The 15,338-nt window shown below is 30.0% G+C and carries 12 protein-coding genes and 1 pseudogene; all 13 read left to right on the top strand.

Going from position 1 to position 15,338, the window contains the following annotated elements; translation table 11 throughout:
• Positions 1-93: 93 nt before the first annotated feature.
• The 13 genes and pseudogenes from KH109_RS07185 (at position 94) to KH109_RS07125 (ending at position 15,173) form a co-directional block, all read left to right on the top strand.
• Complete coding sequence (locus tag KH109_RS07185; RefSeq protein ID WP_295217224.1) at positions 94-1,179, top strand: glycosyltransferase family 4 protein; 1,086 nt, start codon at positions 94-96, stop codon at positions 1,177-1,179.
• 40 nt (positions 1,180-1,219) lie between these two features.
• Positions 1,220-2,164: a DUF535 family protein gene (locus KH109_RS07180; RefSeq protein WP_295217221.1), complete on the top strand. Its 945-nt coding sequence runs from the start codon at positions 1,220-1,222 to the stop codon at positions 2,162-2,164.
• 108 nt (positions 2,165-2,272) lie between these two features.
• A complete protein-coding gene (locus KH109_RS07175) occupies positions 2,273-3,466 on the top strand; it encodes an O-antigen ligase family protein (RefSeq protein ID WP_295217218.1) in 1,194 nt (397 codons plus the stop codon).
• Positions 3,467-3,746: 280 nt separating this feature from the next.
• Complete coding sequence (gene wbaP, locus KH109_RS07170; protein ID WP_156719467.1) at positions 3,747-5,171, top strand: undecaprenyl-phosphate galactose phosphotransferase WbaP; 1,425 nt, start codon at positions 3,747-3,749, stop codon at positions 5,169-5,171.
• A 32-nt stretch (positions 5,172-5,203) separates the two neighbouring features.
• Entirely contained in the window at positions 5,204-6,256 is a 1,053-nt protein-coding gene (locus KH109_RS07165) for a histidinol-phosphate transaminase (RefSeq protein ID WP_156719466.1), read from the top strand.
• 51 nt (positions 6,257-6,307) lie between these two features.
• Positions 6,308-7,033: a PHP domain-containing protein gene (locus tag KH109_RS07160; protein ID WP_295217213.1), complete on the top strand. Its 726-nt coding sequence runs from the start codon at positions 6,308-6,310 to the stop codon at positions 7,031-7,033.
• Positions 6,984-7,634, top strand: a complete 651-nt coding sequence (locus tag KH109_RS07155; RefSeq protein WP_156719464.1) for a phosphoribosyltransferase — start codon at positions 6,984-6,986, stop codon at positions 7,632-7,634. The genes KH109_RS07160 and KH109_RS07155 overlap by 50 nt, the downstream gene beginning before the upstream one ends.
• Positions 7,597-8,448: a LicD family protein gene (locus tag KH109_RS07150; protein WP_285365492.1), complete on the top strand. Its 852-nt coding sequence runs from the start codon at positions 7,597-7,599 to the stop codon at positions 8,446-8,448. Before KH109_RS07155 ends, KH109_RS07150 begins: the two co-directional genes overlap by 38 nt.
• Before the next feature lie 28 nt (positions 8,449-8,476).
• Positions 8,477-9,811: an adenylyltransferase/cytidyltransferase family protein gene (locus KH109_RS07145; protein ID WP_156719462.1), complete on the top strand. Its 1,335-nt coding sequence runs from the start codon at positions 8,477-8,479 to the stop codon at positions 9,809-9,811.
• An 11-nt stretch (positions 9,812-9,822) separates the two neighbouring features.
• Positions 9,823-11,412, top strand: a complete 1,590-nt coding sequence (locus KH109_RS07140) for an O-antigen ligase family protein (RefSeq protein ID WP_156719461.1) — start codon at positions 9,823-9,825, stop codon at positions 11,410-11,412.
• Between the two features lie 24 nt (positions 11,413-11,436).
• On the top strand, positions 11,437-12,465 hold the full coding sequence (locus tag KH109_RS07135; protein ID WP_156719460.1) for a glycosyltransferase family 2 protein: 1,029 nt from the start codon (positions 11,437-11,439) through the stop codon (positions 12,463-12,465).
• Between the two features lies 1 nt (position 12,466).
• On the top strand, positions 12,467-13,990 hold the full coding sequence (locus tag KH109_RS07130) for a polysaccharide biosynthesis C-terminal domain-containing protein (protein WP_156719459.1): 1,524 nt from the start codon (positions 12,467-12,469) through the stop codon (positions 13,988-13,990).
• Positions 13,991-14,250: 260 nt separating this feature from the next.
• Positions 14,251-15,173 (top strand): annotated as a pseudogene (locus KH109_RS07125) (IS30 family transposase).
• Positions 15,174-15,338: the final 165 nt, after the last annotated feature.

Here is a 15,338-nt window from a genome sequence, read left to right as displayed (position 1 = left end):
TGATAGTCTATTGATGTATATGTAATCAGTATTTCGTATACATCAATAGATGCTACTATATGTGTATTGATCTGTGTATGATAGGAGGAACCTATGTCTATAATCAATGTTGTAGGCGCCAAAATTTGGGGTGGCGGTGAACAATATGTATATGATATTTGTAAGCAATTACAACAACGACATAGGACTGCGTACATCTTAGTGGACCAATCGAATGAAGATATGCAATCTCGCTATGCTCAAGTGGGCCATGTGATGACTGCCAATCTCTATACCTTGAAGGGTTTTCTATCTGTTAATGCGGTGGCTAAACAGATGAAAGAACAGGGGATTAATACGATTGTATGCCACTCCGGTAAATATATCTTATTCTGTATTGCTCTTAAGCAGTTAACAGGTGCTAAATTGGTGTTTATAAAGCATAATCTTGTACCTGGTAAAACAGATATATATCATAGATGGATCAATGCACAAGTAGATGCCTTTGTTTGTGTGTCTAAACTTGTTTATGACGATCTTATGACGCCTGCTATTAAGGATACTAGCAAATACCATGTTGTATATAATGGTATTGATCCGAACCGATTCCAGTCCTTTTCAGATGCTGTTCCCATGAAATATAAGGTTAGAACCTTTGGATATAGTGCGCGTATAACAGAACGAAAAGGTTTGTATCTGATTTTAAGTGCTCTGGAACAGATTCATCAAAACAATCCCGATGTTCGATTGATTATATCGGGGGCTGGTACAGAGGATCAAATTAAGAAATTAAAAGATTATATACATGCACATCAAATGCATTCTTATGTTGAATTTATAGGCTTTACACGAGATATTGAAGGTTTATATAGATCCATAGATTGCTTACTATTGCCAACGATAACGCGTGAAGCCTTTGGTCTCGTTATTTGTGAGGCTATGTATTGCGGTGTACCAGTCATTACAAGTGGCTCTGGGGCTCAGCGAGAAATCATAGACGATGGTGAATCTGGATTTATTGTAGATCCGCTGAACGAACACAACTTACAACAAGCTATGGAACATGTGATGAGTGATGCTGTAGACTTGCCAAATATCATCACAAAGGCACGACAAGTTGTGGAACAACGATTCATTGTTAATCGTGTGGCAGATGAATTAGTTGCGATTATAGATAATTTACACTCCACTGATAAGTAATGATACGGTTTGGTAGTTTTTTAGTGGATAGGAGTTTGAGATGGGATATTTAGAAACACAATGGCAGCGAGGTCGTAAGATTTACGGAAAACGTAGTTGGAGGGAAACGCGACGCACTTTCCTTCATACAATGCGCTCTATCCGCAATAAACGAGAAATAGAGGCACTAGAGAACTATTTTGCAAGCTACACGCCAGATCCAACATTATTAGACCGTCAAGTTGGTCTATTTGAGTTAATGACGCGATATTTCTTGTTTAAAAGCTCAACACCACAGGAACGATTAGAGGCTATTATTAATCATTTTGATTATTTGAAAGATGTATTTACAGATGAAGCCATTCGCGAAATGTACTCTGTAGATCCAGATAATATTTATGACGATGTAAGTCGTATGAATCGTGGTTTTATCGTATGGGAATCAGAAGACCTTGATATGGTGGCCCGTTTATATTATGGACCGGGTCAACGAAAAGAAGGTTTTTTAACCTTGTTGTTAACCTTGGGTAAACAAGGCGTATACCATGCTAACTTCCGCTTTGGTAAAGGTTTTAATGGGGAACCCGCTATGTGGATTGGCACGATTCAAGGATATAAAGATGGCCTTGATAATGCTAAAACAGTTACTAAAAAGATGTTTGGGTATCGACCAAAAAACTTTATTATGTTCCTATTACGCCATATTGCGGTCCTTTGTAAGGTCGAATCTATTTATGCCGTATCTGATGAAGGCTTCTATGCAAATACCCATTTAGTTCGCGGTCATCGCGCTAAGGTAGCTGAGCTAGATCCATTGTGGGAGGAATCTGGTGGTGTTGTATGTAGTGATGACCGTTTCTTCAACATTCCATTAGAGGAATATCGTAAACCTATTGAAGAAATTAAATCACAAAAACGTAGTCAATACAGAAAACGCTATGAATTACTCGATCAATATGAGCAAGAGATTCAAGATTATCTGAAACCATTGTTACGAGTAAAATAAATATCTATACAGTAAATAGATATCTATACAGTAAATAGATATCTATAAAGTATAGATGTTAATATGATGAAAATTAGATTGTAACTATGTAGGTGAAAAGGGGTTAGTATGCAATCTTGGATAATTAAGCATTCTGAAATGATGCTGACCGTACTCATTTCACTGATGATATGTACGACGCGGTCATCTATGGCACTAGGAAATTTAATATATAGCCTTATTATATTGATGACCTTAGTAACTTGTTGGTATAGACGACATGAAATCTCCGTACCACGGTCCATACGCCAATATGGATGGGCCTATGTAGGCATGCTACTATGCGTATTGCCGTCCGCATTAATCAGCAATGATATAGCGGTGACCACAAAATATTTCTTTAATATTTGGGTTTGGAAGGTATTAGTCATCGTACCAATTCTGTTATTTATTAAAAGTTCTGGCAAGTTATACGCCATATTATCAGTATTCTTTGTATATATGGGTATCGATGCTTTATCTGCCTTCGCACAGTATCTATTGGGCTATAATTTAGGTCCAGGAGGTCGTGCAGGTGGTGTCATTCATGGCTCTATGATGGGGCTAGCCATGTTGTTAACATTAGCCTTTCCATTGGCTTTAATTGCCGCTTATGATAAAGCATATCCTTCATATGTAAGAAAATCAGCTGTATTTTCTTTATTTGGTATGTTATTGGGAATGTGGGGCAATCAAAGCCGTGGTTCTTGGTTATTTAATGGTATTAACGGTGTACTCATAACATTACGCTATTGCTTTGTTAATATTCGCTATATATTGGTACTATTTGTAGCCGTTGTAGGTATAGGATATGCATTTAGTAGTAATCAAGCCTATGTAGCTCGTTTTGAAAGTACCTTTAATACGACCACTAATGGTTCTAATTTAGGTCGTATCTATGTATGGGAAGCAGATAAGCAAATGATTATGGACCATCCTGTAACTGGTGTTGGTCCTGGATTATGGCAAAAAACATATCGAGATCACTATAAGTTAAAACAAGAAACACAAGATTTGGGCCATTCTCATAATAATTTATTGCAAATAGCCTCTGAATCTGGCATTTTAGGGCTCGTTGGTTTCTTAGGATTCTCAATTTTTATGTTCTACAAATCGTTGAAACACTATGTGAAGACACGAAACCCTTATGATTTATCAATCCTTGTAGGTTTAATTAGTTACTTATTCCTATTTGGATCTATTGATTATACATGGGGGAATTCATCTGGAATTCGTATGTTTTGGATTGTTATGGGAATTATGCTTCAATTGCGAAGTAATTGAGAATTACATGAGTATTATATTGGAATTTAAGAATGTATTTAATTAAATTTTATGAGGAGTTTATTCCTCATTTAAGTAATAATAAAAAATATATAAAACTACATAAAAGATAGCTAAAATCTATGTTTTTTCATAGTTTTAGACATTTGAATATGATACAATATAAGTAATTATTAGTACATTGTATTCGGATGATAGAAAGGTTGTTTTCTTAAATATTGTATTGAGAAAACAACCTTTTTTTTACAATTTGGGGTATTTGTTTATTTGGGGTATTAGTATGAATAATTGTAATAATAAGCTTTTTATTAGCAAAATTATAGTGCTTATAGCAGATTATGTTTCTATTGTGTTAGGTACATTAGCAGCTTATCATTTGCGTTTAAACTTGCCATTATTACAGGTAAGTTCAAATTTTAAGGTAGATGAAATCTATGTATATGGCATTATACCTTTTGTATTTTTAGCCATATTATTGCTCAATAATGCTTATTCTGTAGTATCTCCTTATTGGGATACGATGAAGAATTTATTCCGCAGTATTACTATTGGTGTCGTTGTATCCATTGTACTAATGTACACAGGTCATGTAATCAACGATGTATCTAGACTCTTTGTTATCTTTGCTTATCTATTTATGCTGCTCTTTATCTTTAGTAGTCGTTTTATTGTAGGTAAGATCCTTTCAAAAGCAGGATATTTAAATATACCAGTTCTTCTCGTTGGGGCAGGTAAAACAGCAGAGCTCGTAAAGAAATCCTTAGATCGCATGCCAATTGCAACCTATAAGATTATTGGTTATGTAGATGATAATCCTAAATCCTCTACCATTGCTAAAGAATATTCATGTTTAGGTGCTTTTTCTGATGTAGAAAAAGTTATTAAAGATACAGGTGTACAAACTGTTCTTATTTGTGCACCAGGCCTTGAGTCTAAAAAATTAGTAGCCTTAATTAATCGACTTCAATTATTGGTAAAACGGGTAGCCTTTGTGCCTGAGTTATTTGGTTTACCAGCAAGTAATATTACGGCTCGTGGCATGATGGAAGAGCAAGCTGTTGTATTGCGTGTACAAAACAACTTGGCTCGCAAATCTAACCGTATTATGAAACGCATTTTTGATATTGTAGCTACAGTATGTGGTGGTATCTTGATATTGCCAATTCTCGCCATCGTAGCTGTATTGATTTATCTAGATTCTCCAGGTCCTATCGTATTTGGCCACAAGCGCGTTGGCCAAGGTGGTAAAGAGTTCCCATGCTATAAATTCCGCTCCATGGTGCCAAATGCACAAGAGGCATTGGAGGTATATTTGAAAGAAAATCCTGCAGCTCGTGAAGAATGGGAACGAGATTTCAAATTAAAAGATGATCCTCGTGTTACAAGAATTGGTAAATTCCTTCGTAAAACGAGTCTTGATGAATTGCCACAATTATGGAATGTTCTCGTTGGCGATATGAGCCTCGTAGGTCCACGTCCTATCGTGCGTGATGAAATCGTGAAATACGGCGACTATATTAATGACTTTTACCTTGTACCACCAGGGATTACTGGTGTATGGCAAGTGAGCGGTCGTAGCGATACTACCTATGAAGAACGGGTGTTAATGGACTCTTGGTATGTGCATAACTGGTCTGTGTGGATTGATATTGTATATTTATTAAAAACTGTATTGGCTGTCGTTAAATCTAAAGGGGCTTATTAATTTTATTATTTTAATAGTAGGAGGATAAAAATATGTATATAAACCCATTAATAAAAAATTTAGAACGTAAATATCCTGATAACAATAGAAAAAATATAGTTAGATTAGATATGAATGAAAATCCTGGAGGTTTACCAGTTGATATTGTTGAAGTAATTAAATCTAGAATAACTCCAGAATTTCTAGCTACTTATCCTAATAAAATTCCATTAATTGAATCTTTGTCAAAATATCATAATTTATCTATGGATAATATAGCAATTACAGATGGATCAGAAATGGCTTTGAAATATATTTTTGAAGTATTTGGTAAACCAAACTCAAATTTTATTAGTATTTCACCTACCTTTGAAATGTATGGTGTATATGCAAAAATGTATGGTTTAAATCATGTAAAAATTGATATAGATAAAAATTTTGAAATAGATTTTGATTTACTTTTAGATAGTATTGATACTAATACTAGCATAGTATCTTTACTAAATCCTAATAATCCAATTGGTAGACCATATAATAATAATGAATTTATAAAAATTGCAGACAAAACGAAATCTGTAGGTGCTTTATTAATTATAGATGAGGCTTATCATTATTTTTATAAACAAACACAAGCGCATTTGTTAAATCAATATGATCATATTATAATTTTGAGAACTTTCTCAAAATTATTTTCTATAGCAGCATGTAGAATTGGTTATGCATTAGCATCTAGCGATATTATTACTATGATCAATAATGCACGGCCAACTTTTGATACAAACTCAATTGCATTATTGTTTGCAAATGAGTTGATAAATAATGAAGATTTAATAAGTAAATTAATAAACGATGAGTTACAAGGAAGAGATTACCTTATAAGCTGGTTAAAAGACAATAACTATGAGTATATATATGATGGTGGGAATTTTATAACAATAAAAACCAATCGTGATGCAGAAGCACTCGCATCCCTTTTATTGAATGAGAAAAATATAGCTATAAAAACTTCTAGTTATGATATTTTAAAAGGTTATATTCGGGTTTCTACTGGCGATATTAAATTCATGAAACTTTTTATTGATGCATTATCTGAATTAGATAGCTAGGTTATACATATTATAAGAATAATTAATTAAGGTCTTTTTGAGGAGTTTATAATGAAGTTGGTATGTCATGTTCATACTAAATTTTCTCATGATAGTATGTTGCCTTTTTGGCTTTTATATAGCTGTTGTCTTTACCATGGTATTACCCATATAACAATAACAGAACATAATAATATAGATGGTGCTATTGCCTTTAAAAAATATTGTGAAAAAAAAGGAAATAAAGTATATGTGATTTTAGGTGAAGAGATTATGACAACCCATGGTGAGATAATAGGGTTGTTTTTAAATAACAATATAAAAGCGGGTTTATCACCTAAAGAGACTATTTTTGAAATTAAAAAGCAAGGTGGAATTGTGTATATTCCACATCCATATGATGAGAAAAGATATAAAACTGTATTAGATGAATGTTATATACAAGAATTTAAGGACTCTATTGATTGTATAGAGGTTCATAATGGTAGAAATATTGACATTAAATATGATAGAAAACAGAATGAAATAGCAGATAAGTATAATTTACGAAAGGTAATTGGTGGTGATATACATACATGGATTGAAATAGGTAAAGATTACATAGAATCTGATATAAATCCAGAGACGCCAACCAAATTTATTAAGGCTATAGAGCAGTCTCACTTTATTTGTTCCCCGGTTGTTCCAATAGCTCATAAGTTTACTGTTATTGATAGATTATTATCATTTATTCAACGGAGAGATATTAATGGATTATATAGAACTATCGTTACACGACTTAAAAAAAATAAGCTATGAGTTGGCTAGTATTGTGGATGAAACATATAAACCAGATTTAGTTCTGTTTATTGCAAAGGGTGGATATTTGATTGGTAAACATATAGGGGATAGATTAAATATACCAATTGTTCCCGTATATGCAGAGAGAAAGACTAATTCCATGAAGACAATGATTTCTCCTATACTAAAACTCTTACCTAAACCAATAAAATTATTATTACGAAAATTAGAATTAAAATCTGGTGTTCATAGTACGATTAAGGAAAGAAATATATCATTTCCTGATTCATCTATTATTAATATATTAAGTAAATCAAATCACTTATTAATTGTTGATGACTCTATAGATACGGGTGGATCTATAATTTCTATTCTGAATGAAATTGATAAATTAGGTTTATCATTTATTGATATTAGAGTTGCTGTATTGAATCTTTTTGAAGAAGCAAAAGATAAAGTACCAAAGTGTTACTATTTATTTAATGATTCAATTATAATGACACCTATGTCAAATGATTCAAAAGAACATAGTAAGTTTATTAATTTATATACTGAATATTTTAATGAGAATTGGACAAAAAATGAAAGAATTAACTATAGAAGAGTTAAAAGAAGTTGAATTAAATATTCTAAAGGATGTAGCTAAATTTTGTGAAATAAATAAAATTCAGTATTTTTTATGTGGTGGGACTTTATTAGGTGCTATTAGGCACAAAGGATTTATTCCTTGGGATGATGATATTGATATTGCTATGCCAAGAGCAGATTATGAAAGGTTTTTCAAGCTTTATAATGGAAATAATAGTAGATATAAGGCTGATTCATTAGAAAATAATAATAACTGGCATATGTCATTTGGAAGAGTTGGTGACATAAACACTGTTTTATATGAACACACATTAAAAAATAAATATAAAAAATATCATGCATTTATTGATATTTTTCCTGTAGATGGACTTCCTAATAATACTATTAAGAAAAAATTATTATTATTAACTCAGAAATTTTTAGGTATCATAGGAAACTCATCAGCTTTTTCATATACACCAAGTAAACACTTTTCAGATTCAAAAGAGAATAATATAGAGTTAAAAAATAAAATTAGAACTTACGTAAAATATATTCTTATAACATTGTGTAAAGGACTAAATACGCAAAAGATTTTTTCTCTTGTAAATAGTATATCTAAAAGGTATAAGATCGATACTTCTGATATTATTGGATTGACAGTTTATGTTTGGAACTGGAAATTTGAAATATTGAATAAATCATCAATTCATTCATATGTTGAATTGCCTTTTGAAGATACTTATTTTTTAGGACCAAAAGGTTATGCAGAATATTTAGAGAATACCTTTGGCGACTATATGATACCACCGCCTGAGGAGCGAAGAGTAAGTCATCATAACTTTAATGTTTATTGGAAAGAGTAGTAGATATTTGGGGTTTTGAGGGAATGTTATGAAAAAAGTAATAACATATGGAACATATGATTTATTTCATGAGGGACATTACAATCTTTTAAAAAATGCAAAAGCATTAGGTGACTACCTTATTGTAGGAGTTACATCTGATTATTTTGATAAATCTAGAGGCAAATTTAATGTTCGTGATTCCTTGATGACGCGCATTGATAATGTGCGTGCTACAGGTTTTGCAGATGAAATTGTAGTAGAAGAATATTTTGGCCAAAAAATAGATGATATCAAACGATTTAATGCAGATATATTTACTGTTGGATCTGATTGGGAAGGATATTTCGATTATTTAAATGAGTATTGTAAGGTAGTTTATTTACCAAGAACACAAGGTATTTCTAGTACTCAAATCAGAAATTCCGAGAATGTTAAATTGGGGATTATTGGTAATGAAGTTATTTTAGATAGATTTTTAGATGAATCTAAATTTGTTAGTGGTATTGATATTATAGGTGGGTATACAGAGGCAGATGATGTTGATACTATCTATAAATCACATCAGTTTAATAATTTACATCAATTTAGTTCCTATGAAACATTGTTAGATAAGGTAGATTCGGTATACATTAACATGCCTTTATCTAAACGTGGAACTTATATCGAAAAAGCACTACAAGCTAAAAAACATGTATTAACAGAATTTCCATTTAGTAGTGACCTTGATGAAACATTACGCTTGATGGACTTGGCAAAATCTTCCAATTTAGTATTGATGGAAGGATTGAAAACAGCGTATAGTCCCGCCTTTAATAAGTTAATTGCTCTGGCTCGTAGTGGGAAGATTGGTAAAATCTTTAATGTAGAAGCTAATTTTACACAAGTTTTAGGTGATGATTTGGCTAATCAAGTTAGAATAGCGGGTGGTAGTATTTTATCCTTAGCCTCCTATCCATTGTTGGCCATCTTTAAACTCTTAGGCTTTAATTATAATCGTGTTGATTTTATAAGTCATAAGGTTGATGATATCGATATTTTATCGAAGATTAATTTCCTTTATGATGATGCGATGGCGTCTGCTACAGTGGCTATCAATGCTAAAGCTGAGGGGGATTTAGTTATATCCGGCTCTAAAGGCTATATCTATGTACCAGCGCCTTGGTGGAAAACAGAATATTTTGAATTGCGCTTTGAAGATGTAAATTTGAATCAAAAATACTTCTATAAATTTGAAGGTGAAGGATTACGATATGAAATTGTTGAGTTCTTGAAATGTATTAGAGAGGACTCTGAAAGCTTTTTGATGAGCCGTCAAGATATGATTGAAGAAGTAAAAGTACTTAATAAATTTATATTTAATGATAGTGTTATTACAATTTAGTGGAGTAATATATGAGTCCTAATTTTTATCAAAAGGAAAATACAAAAAAATATGATAAATTAGCTTTAATTTTTATTTTTTGTATTATTTTATTTATAGGTTTTGGTAATGTAGCGCATCCTAGATTTATTAACATTATTGGAACAAACTTTGCTGGAATGCTTTCTTGGTATTTCCTTGTTGGATTAGGTGTATATACATTATTTTTACAATATATAAAAAAGATACCTATAGTAGATAACTCAAAGTATTTTATTTTTAGATATCTGATGATTTATATTAGTGCTATTATTTTATCACTATTTATTGGGATATATACATATCCATATTTTGATACTAATTATTTTGTTAATACAAGTTCAGAATCTTTTGGATTTATTAATAGTGTTTCAAATAAACTTGGATTGGTAGTTAATAATCAGTTGAGCACAATTATTTCTTTTGTTTTTCGTAATCTAAAAAACTCTATATTAACAATTATATATACCTTTGGTGGTTCATATATTATGTATTTATATATAAAGCGTGATTTTGATAAATACTGGAAGTATGTTAATCTAGCTGTGATAATATCGAGTCTTATAGTTATTATAGTGACAATTATAGAAATTTTATATTATTACGGAAACTCATATGCAAAGGATTTATTAGTTACGATTACCCCGTATTTTCATGTGATTAAGATTAGTGATGGATGGTGGCCTCCATTATTATGGGACAAACAACAAATTAGAAGTATTTTTCCAGAACCTTCTCATATTGGTAATTATATGGCTTTTGTAATACCTTTTATATGGGGAAAGTATTTAGCATCTAATTCAAAAAAATATACGATTTTTTATGGATTCTATAGCCTCAGTTTAGCAGTGATTGTTTTTTTATCACAGGCAAGAACTGCTAATGCTGTGTATTTTGTACTTTTGGTACTACTATTATTTTGGTCTATATTTATCCATAGAATATTTATAAAAAAAGTTTTATCTATTATTGCAGTATCTATTATCGCATTATTTATTTCTATTTCTCTTATTAATGGAATGACAGTAGATGTTAATAATAGTCATGTTAATAATTTACATGTAGAAAAATATTTAGATAGTAATTTGAACTCATTAAATAAAAAGGATACACGTAGTAATGGTGCTAGATTTGGTTTAATTAAAGCTAGTCTCCAAGTATCTAAAGATCATATTCTTCTAGGTGTGGGACCTGGATTAAGTACATTATATATGGTTGATGTATTTGAAAATGAAGATAATGATAATGGAGAAATTAATATGTGGATGGATACTGTAAAATCAAAAGGTGTTTTATCTAAAAATATTAATGCAATGAATGATTATTTGACTAGACTTATGGAACAAGGTGTTATTGGTAGTATTATATTTATAATCCCCTTTATTATTGCTTTATATCGATTATTTTCTAATAGACGAAATTTAAATAAAAGTGATCAAATAAAATTCTCCGTAACACTGTTAACTTTATTAGGTTGTTTGATATCTAATATTAATGAGTCTTCTACTGTAGTTTATTGTACTTGGGTAAGTTTAGCCATAGCATATGCTTTTACTTATAAATTTTCTAAGTTAAATATGTAAAAAGAAGGGATTAATAAATCTAAAATGAATTATTTTAGTATTATCATTCCTGTATTTAATAATACAAGTGAAGAAATAGATCGTTGTTTACAAAGCATATTTAATCAAACATATAATCATTATGAGATTATTATAGTTGATGATGGAAGTAATAAAGAGTGTGCAGCATATTTAGATAATTATAAAAGAAATAATATAAGTATATATCATAAAACTAATGAAGGTGTATCTAATGCGCGTAATTATGGTTTAAAATTTAGTCATGGAAACTATATAACATTTGTAGATATAGATGATATAATCTCTAAAACTATGTTAGAGGAAGCTGATAAAATATTATCTGAAAATGATGTAGATATTTTGTATGGTTTGGTTGAATATGTACATGATATTTCATCTATTGAATTAAATAGGGATTTACTTAATAATTTTAAGCTATTATCTTTAGAAGATAAAAAGATGCTTCATACACATATGTATCATTTGGGTATGAAGCAATTTTGGAGAGGTAATTCTTATGTATCTCGTGGTCCAGTTGCTAAAATCTTGAAAAAAAGTGTTATGGACAATAATCTTTTTAATGCTTCTCTCATTTTTGGTGAAGATGAAGAGTGGAATTTTAGAATATTAGAATCTCAGAACTATAATATGGCAATAGCATATAATACTTGGTATTATTATATATTCACACCATCATCTACATTACATAGATTTAGATTAAATTTTATTGAATTATCTGAGCAACGTTTGAAAACAATGCAGTCATTTATCTGGAATACTAATGACCAAGTTGAACTTATGAAAGAAGGCTTTAGTGTAATAAAAGAAATTTTTTATAGATACTACTTTAGTAAAGAAAATAAACAATCTTTCTTTTCTATAAACGAAGACTTTAATCAATTATTACGTCGTGAAATATGGAAATCAATTTTTAGATTTGATCTAGTAAATAAATTTGATATAGCTCTTATGATAAAATATCTTTTATTACAATTGCGGATATTACCTCTAATATTGTATTTGTATAATATTACAAATAAGAAGGTGCGGTAATATGAATCAAACTCTTTCTACACAAAGAAAACTAGGAACATTATTATCATATGCTATGTTGCTTTGTAATACCATTATCAATTTAGCGTATGTCCCAATTTTATTAACTTTTATAGGCATTTCTGAATTTGGCTTATATAGATTATTAGGATCTATAATTGCATATTTTAATGTTTTGGATTTTGGCTTATCTACTACCATTATTAGATTTTTAGTAAAATACAGAGTTGAAAATAATCAGAAATGTATTGATAAATTAATAACCATGTCATTAATCTTATATATGATAATAGGATTAATACTATGTTTGATAGGTTTGGTATTCTACTATTTTATTCCTACTATTTTTAGTGATAGTTTGACTCCAGGTATGATAAATAGTGCTAAAACTATTTTTATACTATTATTAATAAATCTTCTTATGTTGTTTTCATCAAAAGTTTTTGATGCAATAATTATTTCAAAAGAGCGTTTCGTTTTTCATAGGCTTATAAGTTTATTACAAATTATTCTTCAACCATTCGTTATAGTTGCTACTGTATATTTCTATCCAACAGCATTAAGTGTTGTTATAGTACAAACTTTATTTAATTTAGTCTTAGCAATTGTAAAAATCATATATTGTAAATATAAATTGAATACAGTATTTAGATATTATGGTTGGGATAACAGTATTATTATTTCAATTCGTAATTTATCAATTAGTTTATTTGTTGTTTCTGTAGTTGATCAAATTTTTTGGCAAAGTAGTCAGTTATTAATAGGCATGAAAATAAGTGCAGCTGCAGTAGCTGTTTATGCAATAGCTAGTCAAATTTATATTAATTATATGAATATATCTTTAGCTATATCCGGAACATTATTACCAAAAGTTACAACAATGGTAGCTGAGAATTATGATAATGAATCATTTCAAGAGTTATTTTTACGTATAGGTCGACTACAATTTTATTTGCTTTCTTTTATTACAAGTTGTTTCATTATATTCGGTCATGGATTTCTTCACTATTGGGTTGGTGATGAATTTAGTATAGTATATTCAATTACACTATTAATAATTATTCCATTTACAATAGATTTAATACAAAATGTAGGATTAGCAATTATGCAAGCTAGAAATGTTTTCCATATCAGAGCTATGATATATACATTTGTAGGGATATTAAATATTGTTTTGTCGTATTATTGGATTGATTTATATGGTGTTATTGGCGGAGCACTTGCTACAGGTTTATGTATGTTAATAGGTAATGGACTTTTAATGAACATATATTATCAAAAATATTTAAAGTTAGATATTTTTAATTTTTGGAAAAAAATTTTTCCTATCTTATTTGTATGTATATTAACAACTTTTTTTGGCAATATAATCTTGTCTCAAATAGATTTACAGAAATCAATTTATTTATTTATAAGTAGTATTGTTTTTTATTCTTTGATTTATTTTATCATTCAATGGAAACTTAATTTTAATTCTTATGAGAAAGGAATTTTTTACAGTATTGTATCTAAATTTAATAGATAAGTTCTAACGTTTTTCTAATAAACTTATTATTTAAAATATAATATTCAGATTTTATTTAAAATGAACTGCACCCCAAAAATTGGAAATAATTTTTGGAGGTGCAATTTTTTATATCAAAACATTCAAAAGAAGTAAAAGAAAAATAGTGTTTTATTTTACATGATGAATTGTAAAATATATTGCGACAGATAAAAAACTCATATTGGAGATCTCGTGTAAAATGTAAATAACCACAAATACATGACACAGAGGTCTCTAATATGAGCTATATACATCTTACCTTAGAAAAACGAAGTCAAATAGAAGTTTTAAGAAAAGAAGGATACTCTATTCGTAGAATTGCTAGTTTAATTGGTGTCCATCATTCTAGTGTAGCGAGAGAATTAAATCGAGTTGACGGCGAATATTCTGCGATTAAAGCACAGTAGTTAGCAATTAGTAAGTCTGCTAATAAAGGCAGACCAACAAAGTTAATACCTCAATTAGCAGCTTTAATTGAATCCAGGTTACAATAAACTTGGTCTCCAGATAAATAGTTGGTGCTCTAAGCTTTAAGACAATTTACTCTTGGATTCATCTTGGATTTTTTGCTGTAACAGAAAAAGTGCTTCGCCGAAAAGGTAAAAAGCCTGCTACAAAAGAATAGCGTGGACGCTTCAATGTTAAAAGGTCCTTTAAGGAGCGAACTCAAGAAGTTGAAAACCGAAAAATTTTTGGTCATTGGGAATTAGATACAATGGTTTCTTCCAGAGGTCAAAGTAAAGGTTGATTAACTACATTTGTTGAACGTAAAACTCGATTCTATGTAGCAATTAAAATGGATGACCGAACTAAAGATTACATGTTTTTAGCTATTAGTTTGATATACAACACATTAACAAGTAAAGTACTTAAAACCTTTATAGTAGACCGTGGTAAAGAATTTGCATGCTATGAACAGCTTGAAACTGATTGGGGGATACCAATGTATTTTGCTGATGCCTATGCAGCATAGCAACGTGGATCTAATGAAAATAGTAATGGTTTATTTCGAGAGTTTTTCCCTAAGAAAACCGATTTAGCTAAAGTAACACTAGATAAACTAACAGAAGCCCTAATGCTGATTAATAATCGACCTAGAAAATGTCTTGGATTTAAAATACCATTTGACATGTTAAAACATGAGATTAGAAAATTGATTTAATTTTGTCGTATTACTTATTGTAATTCATCACTTATTAAAACTAAGTATTTAAAGTATACTTTATACTTATTTTATTGCTCTATAACTGTAGAATTTTGTATAATTTATTTATGAATGAAAAATTCATGAATGATTTATATAAATGAATTTAATTATATTACATTA

Origin of the sequence: Veillonella sp., from assembly GCF_018381775.1 — a bacterium.
Classification (GTDB): domain Bacteria; phylum Bacillota; class Negativicutes; order Veillonellales; family Veillonellaceae; genus Veillonella.
Note: the sequence above shows the minus strand (reverse complement) of the source record. Positions and strands in the feature narration are given on the sequence as shown.

What these genes read in the sequence shown, in the direction of transcription:
- KH109_RS07185 (WP_295217224.1), top strand. Translation starts at nt 94, where the DNA reads ATGTCTATAATCAATGTTGTAGGCGCCAAAATTTGGGGTGGCGGTGAA.
- KH109_RS07180 (WP_295217221.1), top strand. Translation starts at nt 1,220, where the DNA reads ATGGGATATTTAGAAACACAATGGCAGCGAGGTCGTAAGATTTACGGA.
- KH109_RS07175 (WP_295217218.1), top strand. Translation starts at nt 2,273, where the DNA reads ATGCAATCTTGGATAATTAAGCATTCTGAAATGATGCTGACCGTACTC.
- wbaP (WP_156719467.1), top strand. Translation starts at nt 3,747, where the DNA reads ATGAATAATTGTAATAATAAGCTTTTTATTAGCAAAATTATAGTGCTT.
- KH109_RS07165 (WP_156719466.1), top strand. Translation starts at nt 5,204, where the DNA reads ATGTATATAAACCCATTAATAAAAAATTTAGAACGTAAATATCCTGAT.
- KH109_RS07160 (WP_295217213.1), top strand. Translation starts at nt 6,308, where the DNA reads ATGAAGTTGGTATGTCATGTTCATACTAAATTTTCTCATGATAGTATG.
- KH109_RS07155 (WP_156719464.1), top strand. Translation starts at nt 6,984, where the DNA reads ATGGATTATATAGAACTATCGTTACACGACTTAAAAAAAATAAGCTAT.
- KH109_RS07150 (WP_285365492.1), top strand. Translation starts at nt 7,597, where the DNA reads ATGAAAGAATTAACTATAGAAGAGTTAAAAGAAGTTGAATTAAATATT.
- KH109_RS07145 (WP_156719462.1), top strand. Translation starts at nt 8,477, where the DNA reads ATGAAAAAAGTAATAACATATGGAACATATGATTTATTTCATGAGGGA.
- KH109_RS07140 (WP_156719461.1), top strand. Translation starts at nt 9,823, where the DNA reads ATGAGTCCTAATTTTTATCAAAAGGAAAATACAAAAAAATATGATAAA.
- KH109_RS07135 (WP_156719460.1), top strand. Translation starts at nt 11,437, where the DNA reads ATGAATTATTTTAGTATTATCATTCCTGTATTTAATAATACAAGTGAA.
- KH109_RS07130 (WP_156719459.1), top strand. Translation starts at nt 12,467, where the DNA reads ATGAATCAAACTCTTTCTACACAAAGAAAACTAGGAACATTATTATCA.